The organism is Streptomyces sp. NPDC031479 (genome assembly GCF_055581065.1).
Window position 1 is genome coordinate 45,517 of sequence record NZ_JBVIKC010000040.1, and the last position, 20,829, is coordinate 66,345.

The following is a 20,829-nucleotide window of genomic DNA, read 5'->3' on the forward strand; positions in this document are numbered from 1 at the left end:
CCGTCAGTCGAACGTCTCGACGAACTCCTCCGTCGGGCCGAGATCGGACCGGTCGCACAACTCGACGCGTTCACCGAGGTGTTGGAGTTCGAGCACGGTGAGCGTGTTCCGTCCCGCCCGCAGCAGGGGGCGGGGCAGGTAGAGCGTGCGCTGCGGCCCCGCTTCCCAGTAGCGGCCGAGCAGGAAGCCGTTGGCCCAGAGGAATCCCTTGCCGAATCCGGGCAGGGCGACGAAGGTGTCGGCCGGCTCGTCCACGGTCAGCCGGGCGGTGGCGAACCCCGCCGCCGCGCCGGACGCGGACGCCGCGGCGAGCGAAGGGGCCGCGGCGACGTCCGCCGGCGTCCACTCGTCGAGGGGGAGCCGGTGCATGGTCCAGCCGTGGACCAGGCGGCGGTCCACGCGCACCCCGCCGAGGATGCCCTTGCCCTGGCCGAGCAGCGGCCCGTAGTCCTGGGCCGCGTCCCGGACGTCACCGCCGTCTTCGTGGCGAGCGACGAGATGGCCTTCGGGGTGATCAGGGCCCTGCACGAGCTCGGCAGGCGGGTCCCCGAGGACATCTCCGTCGTCGGCGTCGACGACATCGAGCTGGCCGAGTACTGCACCCCGCCCCTGACCACCGTCGCGCAGCCGTTCGCCCAGATGGGAGCCCTGGCCGTGGCGCGGCTGCTGCGTCACATCGCGGACCCCGCCGCCATGCCCGCGCCGGCGTCGGTCGAACCGGAACTCGTCGTACGGGCGAGCACCGCCCCCGCACGAGAATTCAACCAAGAATAAACACAAACCCTCACAAATCAACAGATCCGCGTGTTATGTTGGCGCCATGCAACTGGCCCAGCAAAGACGCGCGTTCATCCTGGAGGCGGTGCGCCGCGACGGTGCGGTACGGGTCGCCGAGCTCGTCGAACGCCTCGCCGTGTCCGACATGACGGTCCGCCGGGATCTGGACGCGCTCGCGGCGCGCGGCCTGGTCGAGAAGGTGTACGGGGGCGCCGTCGCGGCTCCCGGAACCCGCGTCGAGGAACCGGGGTTCGACGCCAAGGCCGCGCTGGCCGGGCCCGCCAAAGCGGCCATCGCGGAGACGGCCGCCTCCCTGGTCGAGCCGGGCAGCGTGGTCGCGGTCTCGGCCGGCACCACCGCGTGCGCGGTGGCCGCCCGGCTGCTGGACGTCCCGCGGCTGACCGTGCTCACCAATTCCCTGCCGGTCGCCGAACTGGTCCGGTCCGCGTCCCGCGACCGCGGGGAGGCCGCGGTCCCCACCCTGCTGCTGACCGGCGGCGCCCCCACCCCGTCCGCCGCACTCGTCGGCCCGCTGGCCGAGCTGGTGATCTCCTCCCTCCATGTCGACCTGCTGATCCTGGGCGCGCACGGCGTCAGCGAGGAGGCCGGGCTGACCACCCCGAACCTGGCGGAGGCACAGACCAACCGGACCCTGATCGGGGCGGCCCGCCGGGTGGCGGTCGTCGCCGACCACACCAAGTGGGGGACGGTGGCGCTGAGCGGATTCGCCCCGCTCGACCGCATCGACTGCTTCGTCACGGACGCCGGGATGCCCGCTTCGGGCCGCGAGGTCCTGGCGGACACCGTCGGCGAGCTGCTGGTCGCCGGGGCGGCGTAGGCGGGCGGGCGCCGGGCCTCCGGATCCCTCCCGTGCGGGACCGCGCCGCCCCGCACCGCCACACGGACCGGCGGCTTGTGCACCATTGCGCCGAAATACTCCTTTACCTGGGTGATCGCGGCAGGTTCGGGGTAGGCACCCGGCATGATCACTGTTGGGGTCGAGGAGGAGTACCTGCTGGTCGACCCGGATACGCTCCTGCCCACTCCGCTCGTGCAGGAGGTGCGCGCCTCGGCCCGGCTGGCACCGATCGCGGACGAGCAGGAGGTCCAGGACGAACTGCTCCAGGCGCAGATCGAAGTCGCCACCCCCGTGTGCACGGCCCTGGAGGAGGTGGGCGGTCACCTCCTGCGGCTGCGGCACGCGGTCGCCTCCGCCGCGCAGACGAACGGCTGCCGCGTCGCGATCTCGGCCACCGCGCCGGTCAGGGGCGCCCTCCCCGTGCCGATCACGGGCACGGCGAGGTATCTGAAGATGCGGGGAGAGGCCCGGCTGCTGGTCGACGAGCAGCTGATCTGCGGCATGCACGTCCACGTGGGGATGCCCGACCGGGAGACCGGAGTGGCCGTCCTGAACCGCTTGCGCGTCTGGCTCCCGACGCTGCTGGCGCTCTCCGCGAACGGGCCCCTCTGGGACGGCCGGGACACCGGCTTCGCCAGCTGGCGCACGATCATCTTCGGCCGATGGCCGGTCAGTGGCCCCGCACCGTACTTCGCGGGACTCACGGACTACGAGGCACGGGCCGACGCGCTGCTGGAATCTGGACTGGTCCCCGACCGGGGGCAGCTGTACTGGCACGCCCGTCTCTCGGAGCGGTATCCGACCGTCGAGGTGCGCTGCTGTGACGTGCAGCTGGAGGCGGACGACGCGGTGATGCTGGCCGGGGTGGTCCGCGCGCTCGCCGCCACCGCGATCGCCGAGGAGAAGGCGGGAGCCGCTCCGGCGCTGTGCCGGTCCGAGCTGCTGCAGGCCGCGACGTGGCACGCTGCCCGGCACGGGATGGCGGGCACGCTGATGGACCCGCAGGGCCGGCTGCGGAGCAGCGGCGACGTGCTGTGCATGCTGCTGGGCCACATCGCCCCCGCTCTGGAGGAGAGCGGTGACTACCGCGAGGTGAGCTCGCTCCTCCACCGGCTGCTCCAGCGGGGCACGGCGGCCGACCGCCAGCGCCGGGCGCTGGCCGAGGCCGGCCTGCCGGCACTGGCGGCCCTGATCACCGCCGACGAGAGCACCGAGTGAGTCGTCGGCCGGGGCACGGACCGAGCGGCCTTCAGGTGCGCAGGCGGCTGTTGGTCCCGTCGTGGTCGTCGGCGCTCTCGTCGTTGAACCAGTAGTCGCCCGCGGCCAGGTAGCGGAAGGAGTGCACGCTCTTCTCCGGCAGGGCGACGGTGACGGCGCGCATGCCGTCGCGCCGCGGGGCCAGGGTGTGGGTGCCGGGCTGCCAGTCGTTGAAGTCACCGACCACGCTGACGGGGCCGGGCGGGGTGTTGGCGGGCAGGACGAAGGTGACCTCGGTGCGGTCCTTGCACTGCTTGCGTTCGAGCACGGGGAGGGGCTCCTGACGGCCGGGCTGCTGTGTCTGCCCATGCTCGGACCGCCGACGGTGCCCGGCGCGCGGACGCGGCCGTGGCGCCGCGCCGCCTTCACCCGCCCGGCGCTCCACCGCGGAACGGCGTCGGGGCCCCGCCGCCCGGCGCGCGCGGCGGATCGGGGGCCGGGCGGGCGGTCCGGGCGTCCGTGGCGCGGCGTGCCCCGGACGCAGGTGCCATGCTGGAGGGAAATGGAGGGCCGACGCCCGGACCGCCGGGCCGGCCCCGTCAGCAAGGGAGAACGACGTGCCTGGTCTTCTTCGAGGAATCGCGCGGACCGCGGTGGTCGCCGGTACGGCGACGGCGGTCTCCAACCGCGTTTCGCGTCGGCAGGGCGGCCGGTGGGCCGAGCAGGAAGCCCAACAGCAGCAGCAGGCCGCCGCGGCTGCCCCTCCCCCTCCGCCCGCTCCCGCTCCCGCTCCCGCTCCGACGATGGCGGACGACATGAGCAGCAGGATCGACCAGCTCAAGGAACTCGGAGCGCTGAAGGAGCAGGGACTCCTGACCGAGGAGGAGTTCGCGCAGCAGAAGAGCAAGCTCCTCGGCGGCTGAACGGACGGCCGAAACGGGTGCCCACCGGTGGAGGGACGCTCCCTCCACCGGTGGGCACCCGCGATGACGGCCCGCCGCGCGGCTACCCGCCCTCTCCCGCTTCGTCCGCGTCGAGGGAAGCGAGGATGGCCTGCACGGGGATGCGGCCGCTCGCCACCATCTGCGCGCCGGCGCGCCGCAGGGCCCGGGCGAAGGGTGCGGCCCACCGGTTCTCGTAGACGAGGACCGCGGCCGCGTTGCCCGGCTGGAGTGCTTGGCCGGCTTCGTCGAGGTCGTCCTGGCCGAGCAGGTCGGACGAGACGCCGTCGAAGACGGACAGGCTCACGGAATCCGCGTCGTCCTGGTCGAGGCCCTCGATTTCGAGGGCGGTGACGGTTCCGTCGGCGTCCTTCCGCACGAAACGGAGGTCGAGGATTCGGATGAGGCCCTTGTCCACCAGATCGATCAGCAAGGGGAACGCCTCGCCCGTCATCCGGTTTCCGGGGAACTCGACGACCACGTAGTCGACGGGGCCCATGTCTTCGATGTCGTCGTTCATGAATGCTCCTGGCTTCGTCAGGCTGGGGAAACGCATCGATGGCCGGACGTGATCCTGTTCTCATTGCAGCACCCGCCCAGCGGGGCCGCACCTCCGCTCCGTGGCCGCGGCGCGGGGCGTGCAGGGCTCGGATCAGCCCGTTCCGGTGAGCTGGTAGAGGCTCCTGGCGACGAGCCACAGCCCCAGGAGCAGGCAGGTGACGACGATCGCCGGGTCCTTGTGGCGCTCCAGCCAGCCGCGCAGGCCCAGCAGGACGCTCTGGGCCTTCCGGGGTGAGAACACCATGTACAGCTCCATGGCCAGCAGGGTCGAGGTGGCCAGGACGCAGAAGGCCATGAGGGCCAGGAAGGACCGGGCGTGGGAGAGGTCGGCCTGCACGACGGTGGCGGCGGCGGCGCTGACCATCCCCCAGGGCTGGAGGAGCACGGCGAGGCCCGCGGCGGACCATCCGGTGGCCTCGTCCACCCGGGAGGTCACGGACGAATCGGTGGCGGAAACCGTGGCTCCCTCCTGCGCGGCCCCTTGTTCGGCCCCCTGTGCGGCCTGCTCCGGGCCGGTCGCCTTACGGCGGCGGCTCAGGCGCCTCCGGTGTTGGCTGTACACGACCAGGCCCAGCCCGATGACCAGCGTGGCCACGAGCGCTGCGATCGAGGGGGGCGAGCGCGGCGGCGGTGGCTGGCCGCCGGTGAGGAGCAGGACGAGCGCGATCACGGACACCAGGCACGCCAGCCAGGCGAAGATGAACGCAAGGCCGTTGCGCACGCCGCGGGACCCGGACACCACCAGCACGAAGGCCATGATGGGCAGCGGGAACAGCGTCACGGCCAAACCGATGAGGAGCAGGTCGAGCACCATGGCAGCGGCTCTCGGGAATCGAGGACCCCGGCCTCGGCCTGGTCAGACGGCCGCCGGGGTGAAGGGGAACAGCCCGTCCGCTCCGGCCCGCACGATGCCGTAACTGCTCTCCGGTACCTCGTGCCAGGCACCGGGCAGGTCCCCGAGGGGTTCGGAAACGACGAGACGGGTCTCGTCGGAGACCTCCTGGAGGAAGGCGACATCGGGGTGCAGCCGGCGCAGCGCGTCCACCCGGCTGCTGTAGAAGAGGGACCGGGACGCGCGCTGGCTGGAGTAGCGGAAGGCCCACACGGTTTCGCCGTCGGTGACCGCGACCGTCATCTGGAGGGGGAACTCCACCCCGTGGTCGTGTCCGGCGCGTTCCACGACCCCCGCCATCCGGGCGACGGCGGTGGGCGGGTCCTGGTCGAGGCCGAAGGTGAGGGCGAGGTAGAACATCACCTCGGAGTCCGTGGTCCCCCCGATGTCGGCGTACAGCGCGGGGTCGACGAGCATCGTGAGGTCACGGCGCATGAGGTGGAAACCGTTGATGGCGCCGTTGTGCATGAACATCCAGCGGCCGTTGCGGAACGGGTGGCAGTTCGACTGCTGCACCGCCGTCCCGGTCGACGCCCGGATGTGGGCGAAGAACAGGTGGGAACGGACGTGGTCCGCCATCTCCCGCAGGTTGCGGTTGTTCCAGGCGGGACCGACGTCCCTGAGGAGCGCCGGACTGGGGTTGCCCTCGGCGTACCAGCCGACTCCGAACCCGTCACCGTTCGTGGTCTCCACACCGAGCTTGGAGTGCAGGCTCTGGTCGATCAGCGAGTGGGCCGGTTTGTACAGGATGGTGTCGAGCAGCATGGTCGTCCCCGAGTACGCGAGCCATCGGCACATGTGTCATCACCTGCGTCCCTACGGCATCGCGGGAAGCGGATACGTCTTCCCGCTCGCCCCCCGGATGTGCGGCCATCCCATTCTGGGGTGCCTCCCCGGGGAGCGCCATGCGGAACCGGGCGTGCCGGGTTCCGCAGCCCTTCCGCCGTGGTCGGACGGGATGCCGTGCGGGGTGCGCCGGGCGGACCTACGGTTGAGGGAGGCCCGGCGCCCGCGGGATGCCCGATGCTTCCCGCAACCAGCCCTCCCGGGCTCGGCGTCGGGGCACACGGGAAGGCACCCGGAATGGCCACTGCATCCGAAACCCCGGTCCTGGACACCCTCGCCGCCATGACGGTCGACTCGCTCGAACGGTGCGGGCTGGCTCCGGACATGCTCATCCTCACGCGTATCGCGGCCCTCGCCGCCTCGGACGCTCCCCCGATCTCCTACCTGGCCCACATAGACCCCGCCGTGAGGTCGGGCGTGACCGCGGAACAGCTGCAGGACGTCCTGGTCGCCATCGCCCCGATCGTGGGAACCGCGCGCGTCATGACGGCGGCCGGCAACCTCACCTCTGCCTTCGGCGTCGCCATCGCGGTCGCCGACGCCGAGGCCGAGGCCGAGGCCCGGCGCTGAGAGCGGCCCCGCCCCCGCATCGGTGACGGAGCGGGGGCGTCGGCGCAGAGACAGGCCACGGCGCCGCTCCGGCCCGTGACCCGAGCGACTCGACGGCCACAGGGCCGGGCAGGAGGGCCTGGATGTCCCAGCAGGCGACCACGGCGATGCGCGCGTCACTTCACGCCACTCCCGAGGAACGTGCGGCACTCGGCAAGGAGGCCCGGCGGCGCTCACCGCGCTCGGGGCACGCCGCGTACGAGCCCGCTCCGAACAGACCGGACCCGCTCAAGATCCTTGAGGCCCAGTCCGCGACGCGGGTCCGGGAACTGGTGCCGATCCGCTACGGCCGGATGACCGAGTCCCCGTTCCGGTTCTACCGGGGCGCCGCCGCGATCATGGCCTCCGACCTGGCCGGCACTCCCGACTCGGGAATCACCGCCCAGCTGTGCGGAGACGCGCACCTGCTGAACTTCCGGCTGCTGGCCTCGCCGGAGCGGGGGCTGATGTTCGACATCAACGACTTCGACGAGACCCTGCCCGGCCCCTGGGAATGGGACGTCAAACGCCTGTCGGCGAGCTTCGTGATCGCCGCGCGGGCCAACGGCTTCGACGACGCCGAGCGCGCCCGCATCGTGGCCGGCACCGTGCGTTCGTACCGCGAGGCGATGATCCGGTTCGCCGGCATGCGCAACCTCGACGTCTGGTACACGAAGATCGACGACGCCCGCCTCAAGGACCTCGTCTCCGGCCGGCTCCGCAAGGAAGGCCGGCAGAAACTGGACCGCGCCCTGGCGAAGGCGAGGTCCCGGGACACCCTCCAGGTCTTCGACAAGCTCACGCGGATGGTGGACGCCCGGCCCAGGATCGCCGCGGACCCCCCACTGCTGGTACCGATCTCCGACCTGCTGCCGGACGCCGAACGCACCGCGCTGGAGCGCCGGTTCAGGGGGCTCATCGAGCGGTACGCGATCACGCTGCCGAGCGACCGGCGGCATCTGCTGGCCGACTACCAGCTGGTGGACGTCGCCCGCAAGGTGGTCGGGGTCGGCAGCGTCGGCACCCGGTGCTGGATCATCCTGCTCCTCGGCCGGGACGGCGGCGACCCGCTGTTCCTCCAGGCCAAGGAGGCCGACAGCTCCGTGCTCGCCGAACACCTCGGGGCGAGCCTCTACCGCAACCAGGGTGAACGCGTGGTCGCGGGACAGCGGCTGATGCAGGCCACGAGCGACATGTTCCTCGGCTGGGAGCGGGTCGACGGGTTCGACGGCAGGCGCCGCGACTTCTACGTGCGCCAGCTGCGCGACTGGAAGGGCATCGCGATGCCGGAGACGATGACGCCCCTGCAGCTGCAGACGTTCGGCGGCGTCTGCGGCCTCACCCTGGCACGCGCGCACGCCCGGTCCGGCGACCGGATCGCGATCGCCGCCTACCTGGGCGGCGGCGACGCCTTCGACCGGGCCCTCGTGACGTTCGCGGAGGCCTACGCCGACCAGAACGAGCGCGACCACCGGGCACTGCTCGACGCGGTGCGCACGGGGCGGCTGCCGGCGGAGGAGGTCCCGGCCGCCTGAGGGGACGCCCGGGGACGCCTCCACCACCTGCTCGGGGGTGGGGAAGGCAGTCAACCAACGGTGCGGGTGTGGACACGACTGGTTGCGCGTACGAAAACCCGGGGCCGGAAGTGGTCTTCCTTCATGGAATCGACCCACGTCAGGCTTGACCGATGAACCTACGGCGTCGTAAATTCGAGCGCAGCGACTCGTGAGCAACCGGAAGGAGGCGAAGTCGGATGTCCACCATCTCCGCAGCGCCTCGCCCCGCTCACCAGGTCGCCTGGGCTCCCGGTCGTGTAGCACACGGCTGCTGAACAGCCCCCCTCCCGGCGTGCCCGATCGCGGCCCCGGATCTCTCCACCTCTTTTCACCCTTTACGGCACGTCGTGCGTGCTGCTCTGCTGCGCTCCGGGTTTTTCGAGCTGCGCCACTGAAATAGAAAGCTCATGAAATGGCGACTAGGATAGTCAGGTCAATCGCGCGCCGAAATGGGGACGTGCCATGGTAGCGGCGCGCATTACGGTCAACGGAAAAGAAACCCCCATCGCACCGGCCGCACCCCACACCACGGTGCTGGATTTCCTGCGCGATCGCGGCCTGACCGGAACCAAGGAAGGCTGCGCCGAGGGTGAATGCGGCGCCTGTTCGGTCCTGGTGGCCCGTCCCGGGGTGAACAAGCCCACCGACTGGGTGGCGGTCAACGCCTGCCTGGTCCCGGTCGCGTCGCTCGACGGCCAGGAGGTCATCACCTCCGAGGGCCTCGCCACCGTCGACGAATCGGGCACGCCGACCGCCCTGCACCCCGTGCAGGAGGAGATGGCCGTCCGCGGCGGCTCCCAGTGCGGTTACTGCACGCCGGGATTCATCTGCAGCATGGCCTCCGAGTACTACCGGCCGGACCGCTGCGCGCACGCGGAATCCTCTGACGCGGCCGAGGCCGAGGCCGACGCCGAGCACGGTCCGAACGGTTTCGATCTGCACTCCCTGAGCGGGAACCTGTGCCGCTGCACCGGTTACCGTCCGATCCGCGACGCCGCCTTCGCCGTCGGCTCGCCCGCCGAGGACGACGTCCTGGCGCAGCGCCGCGACCAGGCCCCGCCGGAGCCCGCGGCCACCGAGTACGAGCAGGACGACAGCGTGTTCCTGCGGCCGGGCACCCTGGCCGAAGCCGCGCGACTGCTGCGCGACCGGCCCGAGGCGGTCGTGGTCTCCGGAAGCACCGACTGGGGCGTGGAGGTGAACATCCGCTCCCGACGGGCGGACTGCGTGGTCGCGGTCGACCGGCTCCCCGAGCTCCGTGAGCTGCGGGTCGAATCCGACCACATCGAGATCGGAGCGGCACTGACGCTCACCGAGATCGAGCGCCGCCTCGACGGCAGCGTCCCGCTGCTGGCGGAACTGTTCCCGCAGTTCGCGTCGCGGCTCATCCGCAACAGCGCGACCTTCGGCGGCAACCTGGGTACCGGTTCCCCCATCGGCGACAGCCCGCCGGTGCTGCTCGCGCTGGAGGCGTCACTGGTACTCGCCGACGCCGACGGCGAGCGCGAGGTCCCGCTGGCGGACTACTTCACCGGCTACCGGCAGAGCGTGCGCCGTCCCGGCGAGCTGATCCGCGCGGTGCGCGTCCCGCTGCCGCTGTCGCCGGTCACGGCGTTCCACAAGATCGCCAAGCGGCGCTTCGACGACATCTCCAGCGTGGCGGTCGCCTTCTCCCTCGACATCGAGGACGGAATCGTCCGCAAGGCGCGCATCGGCCTGGGCGGCGTCGCCGCCACCCCGATCCGCGCCCTCGCCACCGAGGCCCTCCTGGAGGGCGAGCCGTGGACGGCGGAGACCGTCGAGGCCGCGGCCGAGGTGCTGAAGGCCCAGGGCACCCCGATGAGCGATCACCGCGCAAGCGCGGGCTACCGCTCCGCGATGCTCGGCCAGAGCCTGCTGAAGCTGTACGCAGAAACCACCGAGGCGGTGTCGTCGTGAGCCATTTGTCCGAGATCCCCGAAAAGCCTGTCGTCGGCGTTTCCATGCCGCACGAGAGCGCCACCCTGCACGTCACCGGCACCGCTCTCTACACGGACGACCTGGTGCACCGCACCAAGGACGTGCTGCACGCCTACCCGGTCCAGGTCATGAAGACCCACGGCCGGATCACCGCGCTGCGCACCGAGCCCGCGCTGGCCGTACCCGGTGTGGTCCGCGTGCTGACCGAGGCGGACGTGCCCGGTGTCAACGACGCCGGCATCAAGCACGACGAGCCGCTGTTCCCCGACACGGTCATGTTCCACGGCCACGCGGTCGCCTGGGTGCTCGGCGAGACCCTGGAGGCGGCCCGGCTCGGTGCGGCGGCCGTCGAGGTCGAACTCGACGAACAGCCGTCCCTGATCACGCTGCAGGACGCGATCGCGGCCGAGAGCTTCCACGGCGCCCGGCCGCTGATGGTGGCCGGAGACATCGACGCCGGCTTCGCCGATTCCGCGCACGTGTTCACGGGTGAGTTCCAGTTCTCCGACCAGGAACACTTCTACCTGGAGACGCACGCGGCGCTGGCCCACGTCGACGAGGCCGGGCAGTTGTTCATCCAGAGCAGCACCCAGCACCCCTCGGAGACGCAGGAGATCGTCGCGCACGTCCTCGGCCTGCACAGTCACGAAGTGACCGTGCAGTGCCTGCGGATGGGCGGCGGCTTCGGCGGCAAGGAGATGCAGCCGCACGGGTTCGCGGCCATCGCCGCCCTCGGCGCGAAGCTGACCGGGCGTCCGGTGCGGGTGCGGCTCAACCGGACCCAGGACCTGACGATGTCCGGCAAGCGCCACGGCTTCCACGCCACCTGGAAGATCGGCTTCGACGCCGACGGCCACATCCAGGCCCTGGACGCCACCCTGACCGCCGACGGCGGCTGGAGCCTGGACCTGTCCGAGCCGGTGGTGGCCCGCGCGCTGTGCCACATCGACAACACGTACTGGATCCCCAACGCCCGCGTCGCCGGTCGCATCGCCAAGACCAACAAGACGTCCAACACCGCCTTCCGCGGCTTCGGCGGACCCCAGGGCATGCTGGTGATCGAGGACATCCTCGGCCGGTGCGCGCCGCTGCTCGGCCTGGACCCGATGGAGCTGCGCGAGCGCAACTTCTACCGGCAGGGCCACTCGACGCCGTACGGTCAGCCGGTCCCCCAGCCGGAACGGATCTCCACCATCTGGCGGCAGGTCCAGGACGACGCGGCCGTCGCCGACCGCAAGCGTGAGATCGCGGCCTTCAACGCCGCGCACCCGCACACCAAGCGGGCGCTCGCGCTCACCGGGATCAAGTTCGGCATCTCGTTCAACCTCACCGCCTTCAACCAGGCCGGCGCACTGGTGCTGGTCTACAAGGACGGCTCCGTCCTGATCAACCACGGCGGCACCGAGATGGGACAGGGCCTGCACACCAAGATGCTGCAGGTGGCCGCGACCACGCTGGGCATCCCGCTGCACAAGGTGCGGCTGGCTCCGACGCGCACGGACAAGGTGCCCAACACCTCGGCCACCGCGGCCAGTTCCGGGGCGGACCTCAACGGCGCCGCGGTGAAGAACGCCTGCGAGCAGATCCGCGGGCGGCTGCTGCAGGTCGCCGGCACCCAGCTGGGCGGGAACGCCTCGGACGTGCGCATCGTCGAGGGCGTGGCACGGATCCTCGGCAGCGACAAGGAGCTGGCCTGGGACGACCTGGTGCGCACCGCCTACTTCCAGCGGGTCCAGCTGTCGGCGTCCGGCTTCTACCGGACCGAGGGTCTGCACTGGGACGCGAAGGCCTTCCAGGGCTCCCCGTTCAAGTACTTCTCCTACGGCGTCGCCGCGTGCGAGGTCGAGGTGGACGGCTTCACCGGCAAGTACAAGATGCGGCGCGTGGACATCGTGCACGACGTCGGCGACAGCCTCTCCCCGCTGATCGACATCGGTCAGGTCGAGGGCGGCTTCGTGCAGGGCGCGGGCTGGCTCACGCTGGAGGACATGCGCTGGGACACCAGTGACGGTCCGAACCGTGGCCGGCTGCTGACACAGGCGGCGAGCACCTACAAGCTGCCGAGCTTCTCGGAGATGCCCGAGGAGTTCAACGTCCGGCTGATGGAGAACGCCACCGAGGAGGGCGCGGTCTACGGGTCCAAGGCGGTGGGCGAGCCTCCGCTGATGCTGGCGTTCGCGGTGCGCGAGGCGCTGCGGCAGGCCGCAGCGGAGTTCGGGCCCGCCGGAGCGAGCGTGGAACTCGGCGCTCCGGCGACGCCGGAGGCGGTGTACTGGGCGATCGAAGCGGCCCGCAAGGGCGGCGCGCTGCACGAGGGTCACGCGCCCGACGGCAGCGAGGTCCCCGCCGACGCAAGCGTTTTGAGCAATGCCTGACATGACGTGGGTGGCCGCGGTCGCGCGGTTGCGGGCTCGCCGGGAACCCGGCGTGCTCGTGACCGTCGCGACCGTGCGCGGCCACGCGCCCCGCCGGGCCGGTGCCAAACTCGTCGTGGGACTCACCGACACCTGGGGTTCGATCGGCGGCGGCAACATCGAGGCCGTCGCCATCGACCGGGCGCGCGAGCTGAACGGCGCGCCCGACCCGGAGCCGGAGCTGATGGAGTTCGCCCTGAACGACAAGGTCACCGGCCGCCACGGCGTGCAATGCTGCGGCGGGGCCGTGACCGTACTGCTCGAACCACTGCCGGTGGTCCAGGCGGTGGCGGTCTTCGGCGTCGGGCACGTCGGACTGGAGCTGGCGCGCATCCTCGCCCGCCAGAACCTCGATCTGTACCTGGTCGACAGCCGCGCCGACATGCTCACCGACGAGCGGCTCGGCGTGCTGGGGGACGCGATGGCGCAGGTCCACGTGCGCCACACGCCCCTCCTTCCGGAAGAGGTGCTCGCGGAGCTGCCGCCCGGCACCCACGTCCTGATCATGACGCACGATCACGCCGAGGACGCGGCCCTGTGCGACGCCGCTCTGCGCACGCCCGGCCTCGGCTCGATCGGGCTGATCGGCTCGTCCGCCAAATGGACGCGGTTCCGGCAGCGCCTGTCCACCGAGGGCGGTCACGACGCCGCCACCATCGACAGGATCAAGACCCCGATCGGACTGACCGCGATCACCGGCAAGGAACCCGCCACGATCGCGGTGAGCGTCGCGGCGGACCTGCTCCTGACCTTCGAGGCGGACCGCCGTCGGGCGGTGCCGGAGGCGGATGCGAACCCGAGCGGGCAGGGGCGGCCGGACACGGCGGCGGCTTCGCCCGCACCGTCCGTGCCGGCCTCACCGCCCGTGCCGTCCTTCGCGGCCCGGGCCGGCCTTCCGGCGCTCGACGCCCCGGCGGACGGGACTCCGTCGGCGGACCAGCGGGCCACGGCGGCCCTTGAGGACACGGCGCCGTTCCTCAGACACCTCGAACCGGAAGTCCGGACGCGCCCGCGGCGCCCGGCCCGCGGCCGCGTGTGACACGGGCCGGCGGACGCGGCCGGCGTCGGGACTCCGGGCCCTTCCGGATTCCCGACGTCAGCCGGCGTGGACGTGGGGGCGGCGGCGGGAGAGAAGCGAGAGGGCCATGATGCCGCCGTGCGCGCCGAAGAGGGTCAGCAGCACGAGCACGATGGTCGCCAGCACGCGCGCAGGCGCGAGGAGCGGGCGGGGGACGCGCCAACATCGCGTAGCCGTCCCGTCAGCGGCGCGTCAGGGCCCGGTGCCAAGCCCCCCGCCCCGGGGCGGCCGGGCCGGACCTCCGCTTGCAAAACGGACTAGCGGTCCGCATACTCTCTTCATGCGGACCGCTGGTCCGTTTGCGTTCGGCGAGCGGTGCGGGGGACCGCCCGCGATCGCCGAGGCTCCGAGCAGAACGGAAGGCCCGATCGTGACCGACCCCACGGAACCCGCCGACCTCTACCGCCACGGCCTGCGCCTGCTCCTGGAGAAGGACATCTCCGGCTGGGTCGCCCTGTGGGACGAGGACGGCGTCATGGAGTTCCCCTTCGCACCCGAGGGGTGGCCCGTCCGGCTGGAGGGCCGCCGGGCCGTCGCGGACTACATGCGCGACTACCCCGACCACATCGACCTCCACGACTTCCCCGACGTGACGATCCACCGGACGACCACCCCCGGGACGATCGTGGTCGAGATGCGCGGTGAAGACCGACAGCCCCTTCGAGATGACCTACATCGCCGTGGTCACCGTGAAGGACGGCCTCATCACCTCCTACCGCGACTACTGGAACCCCCTCGCCGTGGCGCGGCCCGGCCTCGGCCTCGTGGGGACGGACCGATGAACGACCGCGACGACATCCTGGTCATCGGGGCCACCGGCACCACCGGCCGCCGCGTCACCGCCGGGCTCCTCGCCGAGGGCCACCGGGTCAGGGCCGCCGGCCGCGGCGCCACCCCCGTCGAGGGCGCACGGGCCGTCCGTTTCGACTGGAACGACCCCTCGACCTGGGACGAGGCCCTCGACGGCATCGGCCGCGCCTACCTCGTCCCGCCCATCGGCTCCTCCGACCCGGCCGCGGTCATGCTGCCGTTCCTCCGCCGGGCCGGCTCCACGGGCCTGCGCCGCGCCGTGCTGCTCAGCTCCTCGGCGATCCCCGCCGGCGGTCCGGCCGTGGGCCAGGTCCACCGGGAACTGCCCGCCCTGGTCGAGCAGTGGGCGGTCCTGCGGCCCTCCTGGTTCATGCAGAACTTCACCGGCGACGCGCCCCACGCCCGCGGCATCCGCGAATCCGGCGCCATCCGGACGGCCGCGGGCGACGGCCGCGTCGGGTTCGTCGACGCCGAGGACATCGCCGCAGTCGCCGTACGCGCCCTGACGGACACCCGGTCCCCCGACACCGACCTGGTCCTGACCGGCCCCGAGGCCCTGAGCCACGACGACGTCGCCGCGATCATCAGCCAGGTCACCGGCCGCGCCGTCGCGCACCGCCACCTGACCTTCGAGGAGTTGCGCGACCGCTGGGCGGCCGAGATCCCGCTGGAGTTCGCCACCATGCTGGCCGGCATGGACCGGGCCATCGCGGCCGGCGCCGAGGACCGCACCACGGACACCGTCCTGCGCCTCACCGGCCGCCCCCCGGGCACCTTCCGCGCCTTCGCGGAGAGGGAGGTGCCCCCGCGCGGCTGACGCTCCGCCGAGGAGGAAGGGTCCGGCGCCCGCCGACACCCGGGCGCCGTCCCGCCCGCGACAGCGCGTATCTTCGACTGGCCCGCCGACACGATGCGGCCCGCCCCGCACCACACGGGCCGTCGGACATCATGAACCGGTCAGGGGCCCGGACGGGCCGCAGACCAGGAGGAGGACCCGTGACCCAGCGGCCGGAGCGCGCGGACGCCCTGCGCAACCGAGAGGCCGTACTGGCCGCCGCCGACGCCCTCTTCGCCTCCAGCAGCAGCCCCCACAGCGTGTCGATGGACGACATCGCCACGGCCGCGGGCGTCGGCAAGGGCACTCTCTTCCGGCGCTTCGGGGACCGCGCCGGCCTGATCGGTGCCGTGATCGCCTCCCGCCTCGAACCCCTCAAGCGCGACGTGCGCGAAGCACGGGACGCGCCCGGGTCCGCGCCGCGGCAGCGGGTGCTGGACCTCCTCGACGCCTCGCTGCGCTTCAAGATCGAGAACCGGAACCTGATGTCGGCCGCGGAGGACGCCGGGATCAGCAGCCCCTACCGGGCCGACCACTACGGCTGGTGGCACGACATGCTCCGGGCGGAACTCGACGGGGTGCCCACCGTCCACGACCCGGACTTCACCGCCCACGCGCTGCTCGCCGCCCTCCGCGCCGACCTCGTCGCCCACCTGATCGACGAACGGAAGATGACGCCGGAACGCCTGCGGTCCTCGCTCGCGGCCTACGTCGACAACGCCCTCGGCACCGGCCGGAACGCACCGGGGTGAACCGAGCCGGGCCTGGTCACGCCGAGGCCGGCCATGGACCGGTCGCCTCAGGCGTACGGGTCGCCCAGCGCGGTGAGGATCTCGCCGACGGTGCCCTCGAAGAGCGGCCCGGGGTCGGTGAGGGCGAAGTCGAGGTGCCCGAAGACCTCCACCGCGACGGCCCCGTACAGCCGTGCCCAGCAGGCGACGAAGACGTAGATCGCCTCCAGCGGCACCGGCTCCCCCGCCAGGTGTTCGCGCACCTCCTCCAGTTGCGCCGCCCAGACCGGGTCCAGAGCGGCGGGAGTCCGGACGGCGCCGCGCCGCCAGAGCTCGACCATGAGACCGAGGACCACGCCCCCGAAGCGCCAGCCGGGGTCGTGGGCGGCGGACCCGGGCGCGGTGTCGGTGTCCGCCACGGGCCTGGCGAACAGCAGGGCGAACTCCCGCGGACGGGCCAGCGCCCAGCGGCGCAGCTCGCCGCAGACCTCGCGCAGCCGCCGCCCCGGCTCGTCGGCGGGCCGCCGCTCGCGCGCCGCGGCCAGGGTGTCGGCCAGCTCGTCGTACAGGTGTGAGACCAGGGCCTGGACCAGCTCCCGGTGGCCGGCGTAGTAGCGGTACAGACCCGGCGCGGTCAGGCCCATCTCACGGGCGACGGCGCGCACGGTCACCGCCTCGGGGCCCTCCTCGACCAGCAGCCGCCGCGCGATGCGCATCGCATCGGCGAGCGCCTCCTCGCGCACGCGGTGGCGCCGTCGGCCCGCGGCCGTTCCCGGGATGTCCGTCATCTGCGCGGGCCCGCCTTCCACTTGACAAAGTTAACGGGTATCACTTTAGCTCTCCACAGGAGTTAACACTGTAAACAATTGCTCGGGGGACTCATGAAGTACGGCATCGTGCTGACCTACACGCTCACTCCGCGCTGGCTGGCGCTGTCGCGCGAGGAACGCAACCGGATGCGCAGTACGTACATCGAGCCGGTCTTCGCACGGCACGCGGACCGGATCACGGCCCGGTTCTTCGACGCCGAGGCCTTCGGCGGCAGCGGCTTCTCCGACTTCGCCGTACTGGAGACCGAGGACCTGGGCGCGTACTACTTCCTCGTCGAGGCCCTGCGCGACACCCCCCTCATCAGCGACGGCCACCTCGTCCTCGGCGAGGTCCTCCTCGGGGTCCGGGACGGCTTCCAGGCGTACGAGCACGCCCTCTCCCCCGCCGCCGCGACTCCTGCCGCCCCGGCGTGAGCGGACCCGCCCGCGCCGGGGCGGCCCGTGTCGCGCAGGCCGGTCCCGCCCGGCTCCGGCCGCTCCGGTACGGGATCGGGACCTCGTCGTCACGTCGCGGGGATGGACCCGGTGGCCGAAAACTGGCTCAGTGGGAGCAGCCCGTCGTCACGGTCCATGTCCGTGGCAGCGGGGCCCTGTTCCGACCGGCCAGCATGTGACCCCAGGGGGTTTCGCGCCATGAGCGACGGCAGAGGTGGACCGGACGTGCCGCGTCCGGAGAACGACGCGTCGGTCCCGTCCCACGGGACCGCCCCGGACGTCGGCGGAGGGTTCACCGACCCGGCCCCGGGCGGGGACGGCATCATCGTCCAGGGAGGCCGCACGGCTTCCGGCTCGCCCGACCCGGCGCGGGCGATCGGCCCGAAGCAGGACGACCCGCGAGCCATCGGCCCCAAGCAGGACGACCCCCGGGCCATCGGCCCCAAGCAGGACGACCCCTGTTCGATCGGCAAGGGCATCATCGTCCAGGGCGGGCGCACCGAGCACCCGGACAAGAAGGCGCGTCAGAAGCGAGCCAAGAAGAAGACGAAGACCATGGCGCTGATCATCGGCGGTGCCCTGGTGGTCGCCGCGGGCGGGGTCTTCGTCGGACAGCGGCTCGGCCACGACCCGGCCGTCCTCCAGCCCCAGGCGGTGGCCACGCCCTCCGGCGCCACGCCCTCCGGTGCCGCGTCGGCCGACGCGCCCGGCGGCGCCCCCGCCCCCACGACCTCCTCCGACAGCGGCGGCCCCGCTCCCGCCACCGGCCCGAGCACCCCCGCCTCGAAGGCGGGCACACCGACGCCCGCCGCCTCCAACCCGCCCGCCCGCGGCGGCAACAGCCCCTCGCCGGCCCGTACGTCACAGCCGCCGAAGCAGTCCGGCGCACCCGCCCCGGCCGCCCCGCCGGTCCTGTCACTGCGTCCGACCGGAGTCCAGGAGTACTGCGCGAACGGCGAGTGGCCGAACACCCTGGTGGTCCGCAACAGCGGTGGCGGCAGCCTCGTCTGGTCGGTCGGGCAGCTGCCCGCCGGGGTCACCGTCAGCGAGGAAGGCGGGTCCCTCGCCGCCGGCGCCTCACAGGTGATCACGCTGGGCGGCCGGGCCGAAGCCCCGCCCGCCAACGGCCGGTTCACCATCGGCTTCTCCGGCAACGGCGGCAGCGGCCGGGTGACCGTCACCTGCGCATGACGTGAGGGGCCGCGGCCGGGGCCCGCGCCGGAACCGGTTCCCGCCCGGGTCTGGCGTGAAGCAATGAATCACTGCTTCAATCCTTCCCATGCCCTACCGCCGACCGCCCGCCGTGCAGGCCCGCCTCGACGCCCGCCGCGACCGGGTCCTGGAAGCCGCCGTCCGCCTGCTCTCCCGGGAGGGGTACGCCGGCTGCTCCGTCGCCGCGATCGCGGCTGAGGCCGGTATCTCCACCGGGAGCGTCTACCAGTCGTTCTCCGGCAAGTCCGAGCTCGCCGCCGCCCTCTTCCGGACCCTCGTGGCACGGGAGGTGGAGGCGGTGACCGCCGCCGCGGACCGGCCAGGGACCGCCGCCGAGCGGGTGGCCGCGGCCGTCGAGACCTTCGCCTCGCGGGCGCTCCAGGCACCCCGGCGGGCCTTCGCCCTGTTGGCGGAGCCCGCGGATCCGGCCGTCGACACCGAACGCCTCGTCTTCCGGCGGGCGTTCCGCGACGTGTTCGCCCGACAGGTCGCCGCGGGCGTGGCCGTCGGCGAACTGCCTCCGCAGGCGCCCGAACTCACGGCCGCCGCGCTGGTCGGGGCGATCGCCGAAGCGCTCGTCGGGCCGCTCGCCGACGGCGACGCGGCCCCGGGCGAGATCATCCCCGGCCTGACCACCTTCACCCTGCGTGCCCTTGGAGGACACGATGCCGCAGACGCATGAGGTCACCAACCAGGTACCCCCGCACCACGGTTACGACGCCGCCGCGGACCCGGCCCTGCTGGAGGCCCTCGACCGCGAGGGAGCCGGCCGGGCCGCGCCGGAGCTGCACCGCCTCGGCGTCCTCGCCGGCTCGGAGCAGGCGGCGGAGTGGGGGCGGCTGGCCAACGAGAACGAGCCCGTCCTGCACACCCACGACCGCTACGGCCACCGGGTCGACGAGGTCGAGTTCCACCCGTACTGGCACGAGCTGATGCGCACCGCCGTCTCGCACGGGCTGCACGCGGCCCCCTGGACTCAGGACGAACCGGGCGCGCACGTCGCCCGCGCAGCGAAGTTCATCGTCTGGAGCCAGGTCGAGGCGGGCCACACCTGTCCGGTCTCCATGACGTACGCCGCCGTCCCGGCACTGCGCGCCGCGCCCGACCTGGCCGGGTGGCTGGAGCCGCTGCTGGCGTCCCGCACGTACGACTTCGGGCTGCGCCGGCCCGACACCAAGCGCGGGCTGATCGCCGGCATGTCGATGACCGAGAAGCAGGGCGGCTCGGACGTCCGCGCCAACACCACGACCGCCGTACCGGCCGGGGACGGAACGTACCGGCTGACCGGGCACAAGTGGTTCACCTCGGCACCCATGTCGGACGTCTTCCTGACCCTGGCGCAGGCCCCGGGAGGACTGTCCTGTTTCCTGCTGCCCCGGGTCCTGCCCGACGGCACGCGCAACCGGCTGCTGCTCCAGCGCCTCAAGGACAAGCTGGGCAACCGCTCCAACGCCTCCTCCGAGATCGAGTACGACGGGGCGTTCGGCTGGCTGGTGGGCGAGGAGGGGCGCGGGGTCGCGACCATCATCGAGATGGTCAACACGACCCGCCTCGACTGCGTCCTGGGCGGGGCCTCCGGGATGCGGCTCGGTCTGATCCGGGCCGTCCACCACGCCACCCACCGGCGGGCGTTCGGCAAGGCCCTCATCGACCAGCCCCTGATGCGCAACGTCCTGGCCGACCTGGCCCTCGAATCCGAGGCCGCGACGGCCGTCGCCATGCGCCTGGCGGGGGCCACCGACCGGGTCGCGCGCGGGGACTCGGACGAGGCGCTGCTGCGCCGGCTGGGCCTGGCCGTGACGAAGTACTGGGTGTGCAAGCGCGCCCCCGGGCACGCCGCCGAAGCCCTCGAATGCCTGGGCGGCAACGGCTACGTCGAGGAGTCGGGCATGCCGCGCCTGTACCGGGAGGCGCCGCTCTCGTCCATCTGGGAGGGCTCGGGGAACGTCGCCGCTCTGGACTCGCTGCGCGCCATGGCGCGCCAGCCGGAGACCGTCGAGGCCTTCTTCGCCGAGGTGGGCCGGGCGGCCGGCGCCGACCGGCACCTGGACGCGGCGGTGGCCGGGCTCCACAAGCAGCTCGCCGATCCCGCCGAGGCCGAATACCGGGCCCGGCAGCTGACCGAGACCATGGCCCTGGCCCTCCAGGCCTCGCTGCTGCTGCGGCACGCCCCGGCCGCGGTCGCCGACGCCTTCTGCGCGTCCCGGCTGGGGGGCGAGCACGGCGGCGCGTACGGCACCCTCCCGACGGGAGTCGACACCGAGGCCGTCCTCGCGCGGGCGGTGACGGCCGCCGTGTGAGCCGGGGG

Annotated in this window: 18 protein-coding genes and 4 pseudogenes; 16 read left to right on the top strand and 6 right to left on the bottom strand. The window is 72.6% G+C overall.

From position 1 onward, the window contains the following. Positions 1-3 precede the first annotated feature (3 nt). Positions 4-450: pseudogene (locus tag ACZ5D2_RS31625) on the bottom strand (beta-galactosidase); the annotation flags it as partial. On the opposite strand from ACZ5D2_RS31625, the pseudogene ACZ5D2_RS31630 reads away from it, so the two are divergent. The 3 genes and pseudogenes from ACZ5D2_RS31630 to ACZ5D2_RS31640 all read left to right on the top strand — a co-directional run. After that, positions 445-774, top strand: a pseudogene (locus ACZ5D2_RS31630) (LacI family DNA-binding transcriptional regulator); the annotation flags it as partial. The pseudogenes ACZ5D2_RS31625 and ACZ5D2_RS31630 sit on opposite strands and share 6 nt — an antisense overlap. 46 nt (positions 775-820) lie before the next feature. Further along, on the top strand, positions 821-1,615 hold the full coding sequence (locus ACZ5D2_RS31635; protein ID WP_371675387.1) for a DeoR/GlpR family DNA-binding transcription regulator: 795 nt from the start codon (positions 821-823) through the stop codon (positions 1,613-1,615). 144 nt (positions 1,616-1,759) lie between these two features. After that, positions 1,760-2,854, top strand: coding sequence for a carboxylate-amine ligase (locus ACZ5D2_RS31640; RefSeq protein WP_371675388.1), 1,095 nt, complete (start codon positions 1,760-1,762; stop codon positions 2,852-2,854). Between the two features lie 31 nt (positions 2,855-2,885). Here ACZ5D2_RS31640 and ACZ5D2_RS31645 read toward each other — a convergent pair whose 3' ends face one another. Beyond that, positions 2,886-3,161 carry an isoamylase early set domain-containing protein gene (locus ACZ5D2_RS31645; protein WP_359946442.1) on the bottom strand — a complete coding sequence of 92 codons (276 nt, stop codon included), beginning with the start codon at positions 3,159-3,161 and terminating at the stop codon, positions 2,886-2,888. A gap of 289 nt (positions 3,162-3,450) precedes the next feature. Here ACZ5D2_RS31645 and ACZ5D2_RS31650 point away from each other — a divergent pair, with 289 nt between their 5' ends. Next, on the top strand, positions 3,451-3,756 hold the full coding sequence (locus tag ACZ5D2_RS31650) for an SHOCT domain-containing protein (protein WP_468934130.1): 306 nt from the start codon (positions 3,451-3,453) through the stop codon (positions 3,754-3,756). An 82-nt stretch (positions 3,757-3,838) separates the two neighbouring features. On the opposite strand, the gene ACZ5D2_RS31655 is transcribed toward ACZ5D2_RS31650, so the two are convergent. The 3 genes from ACZ5D2_RS31655 to ACZ5D2_RS31665 all read right to left on the bottom strand — a co-directional run bounded on the left by ACZ5D2_RS31655 (position 3,839) and on the right by ACZ5D2_RS31665 (position 6,025). After that, positions 3,839-4,294 carry a DUF6325 family protein gene (locus ACZ5D2_RS31655; protein WP_371675390.1) on the bottom strand — a complete coding sequence of 152 codons (456 nt, stop codon included), beginning with the start codon at positions 4,292-4,294 and terminating at the stop codon, positions 3,839-3,841. A 132-nt stretch (positions 4,295-4,426) separates the two neighbouring features. Then, on the bottom strand, positions 4,427-5,149 hold the full coding sequence (locus ACZ5D2_RS31660; protein ID WP_371675391.1) for a GAP family protein: 723 nt from the start codon (positions 5,147-5,149) through the stop codon (positions 4,427-4,429). Between the two features lie 42 nt (positions 5,150-5,191). Further along, on the bottom strand, positions 5,192-6,025 hold the full coding sequence (locus ACZ5D2_RS31665; protein ID WP_371675392.1) for a class II glutamine amidotransferase: 834 nt from the start codon (positions 6,023-6,025) through the stop codon (positions 5,192-5,194). A 285-nt stretch (positions 6,026-6,310) separates the two neighbouring features. Between ACZ5D2_RS31665 and ACZ5D2_RS31670 the strand changes: the two genes are divergently transcribed. The 8 genes and pseudogenes from ACZ5D2_RS31670 (at position 6,311) to ACZ5D2_RS31705 (ending at position 16,065) form a co-directional block, all read left to right on the top strand. Then, positions 6,311-6,643, top strand: a complete 333-nt coding sequence (locus ACZ5D2_RS31670; RefSeq protein WP_371675394.1) for a carboxymuconolactone decarboxylase family protein — start codon at positions 6,311-6,313, stop codon at positions 6,641-6,643. A 122-nt stretch (positions 6,644-6,765) separates the two neighbouring features. Continuing rightward, positions 6,766-8,196, top strand: coding sequence for a DUF2252 domain-containing protein (locus ACZ5D2_RS31675; RefSeq protein ID WP_371675395.1), 1,431 nt, complete (start codon positions 6,766-6,768; stop codon positions 8,194-8,196). Positions 8,197-8,679: 483 nt separating this feature from the next. Then, positions 8,680-10,155 carry a xanthine dehydrogenase small subunit gene (locus tag ACZ5D2_RS31680; RefSeq protein ID WP_371675396.1) on the top strand — a complete coding sequence of 492 codons (1,476 nt, stop codon included), beginning with the start codon at positions 8,680-8,682 and terminating at the stop codon, positions 10,153-10,155. Then, positions 10,152-12,551, top strand: a complete 2,400-nt coding sequence (gene xdhB, locus ACZ5D2_RS31685) for a xanthine dehydrogenase molybdopterin binding subunit (RefSeq protein ID WP_371675397.1) — start codon at positions 10,152-10,154, stop codon at positions 12,549-12,551. The genes ACZ5D2_RS31680 and xdhB overlap by 4 nt, the downstream gene beginning before the upstream one ends. 1 nt (position 12,552) lies before the next feature. Then, a pseudogene (gene xdhC, locus ACZ5D2_RS31690) lies at positions 12,553-13,353 on the top strand (xanthine dehydrogenase accessory protein XdhC); the annotation flags it as partial. Positions 13,354-14,038: 685 nt separating this feature from the next. Beyond that, positions 14,039-14,450, top strand: a pseudogene (locus ACZ5D2_RS31695) (nuclear transport factor 2 family protein). Further along, on the top strand, positions 14,447-15,295 hold the full coding sequence (locus ACZ5D2_RS31700; protein WP_371675399.1) for an NmrA family NAD(P)-binding protein: 849 nt from the start codon (positions 14,447-14,449) through the stop codon (positions 15,293-15,295). Before ACZ5D2_RS31695 ends, ACZ5D2_RS31700 begins: the two are co-directional and overlap by 4 nt. A 179-nt stretch (positions 15,296-15,474) precedes the next feature. Next, positions 15,475-16,065, top strand: a complete 591-nt coding sequence (locus tag ACZ5D2_RS31705; protein WP_371675400.1) for a TetR/AcrR family transcriptional regulator — start codon at positions 15,475-15,477, stop codon at positions 16,063-16,065. A 47-nt stretch (positions 16,066-16,112) separates the two neighbouring features. Here ACZ5D2_RS31705 and ACZ5D2_RS31710 read toward each other — a convergent pair whose 3' ends face one another. Further along, the gene (locus ACZ5D2_RS31710; protein WP_371675401.1) at positions 16,113-16,832 is read right to left on the bottom strand and encodes a TetR/AcrR family transcriptional regulator; all 720 of its coding nucleotides are present in this window, start codon (positions 16,830-16,832) and stop codon (positions 16,113-16,115) included. A 78-nt stretch (positions 16,833-16,910) separates the two neighbouring features. Between ACZ5D2_RS31710 and ACZ5D2_RS31715 the strand changes: the two genes are divergently transcribed. From ACZ5D2_RS31715 to ACZ5D2_RS31730, 4 genes are all read left to right on the top strand, one after another. Beyond that, a complete protein-coding gene (locus tag ACZ5D2_RS31715) occupies positions 16,911-17,288 on the top strand; it encodes a darcynin family protein (RefSeq protein WP_371675402.1) in 378 nt (125 codons plus the stop codon). Between the two features lie 219 nt (positions 17,289-17,507). After that, entirely contained in the window at positions 17,508-18,500 is a 993-nt protein-coding gene (locus ACZ5D2_RS31720; protein ID WP_371675403.1) for a hypothetical protein, read from the top strand. Positions 18,501-18,588: 88 nt separating this feature from the next. Further along, positions 18,589-19,203 carry a TetR/AcrR family transcriptional regulator gene (locus ACZ5D2_RS31725; protein WP_371675404.1) on the top strand — a complete coding sequence of 205 codons (615 nt, stop codon included), beginning with the start codon at positions 18,589-18,591 and terminating at the stop codon, positions 19,201-19,203. Then, a complete protein-coding gene (locus ACZ5D2_RS31730) occupies positions 19,187-20,821 on the top strand; it encodes an isovaleryl-CoA dehydrogenase (protein WP_371675405.1) in 1,635 nt (544 codons plus the stop codon). Before ACZ5D2_RS31725 ends, ACZ5D2_RS31730 begins: the two co-directional genes overlap by 17 nt. The last annotated feature ends 8 nt before the right edge of the window (positions 20,822-20,829 follow it).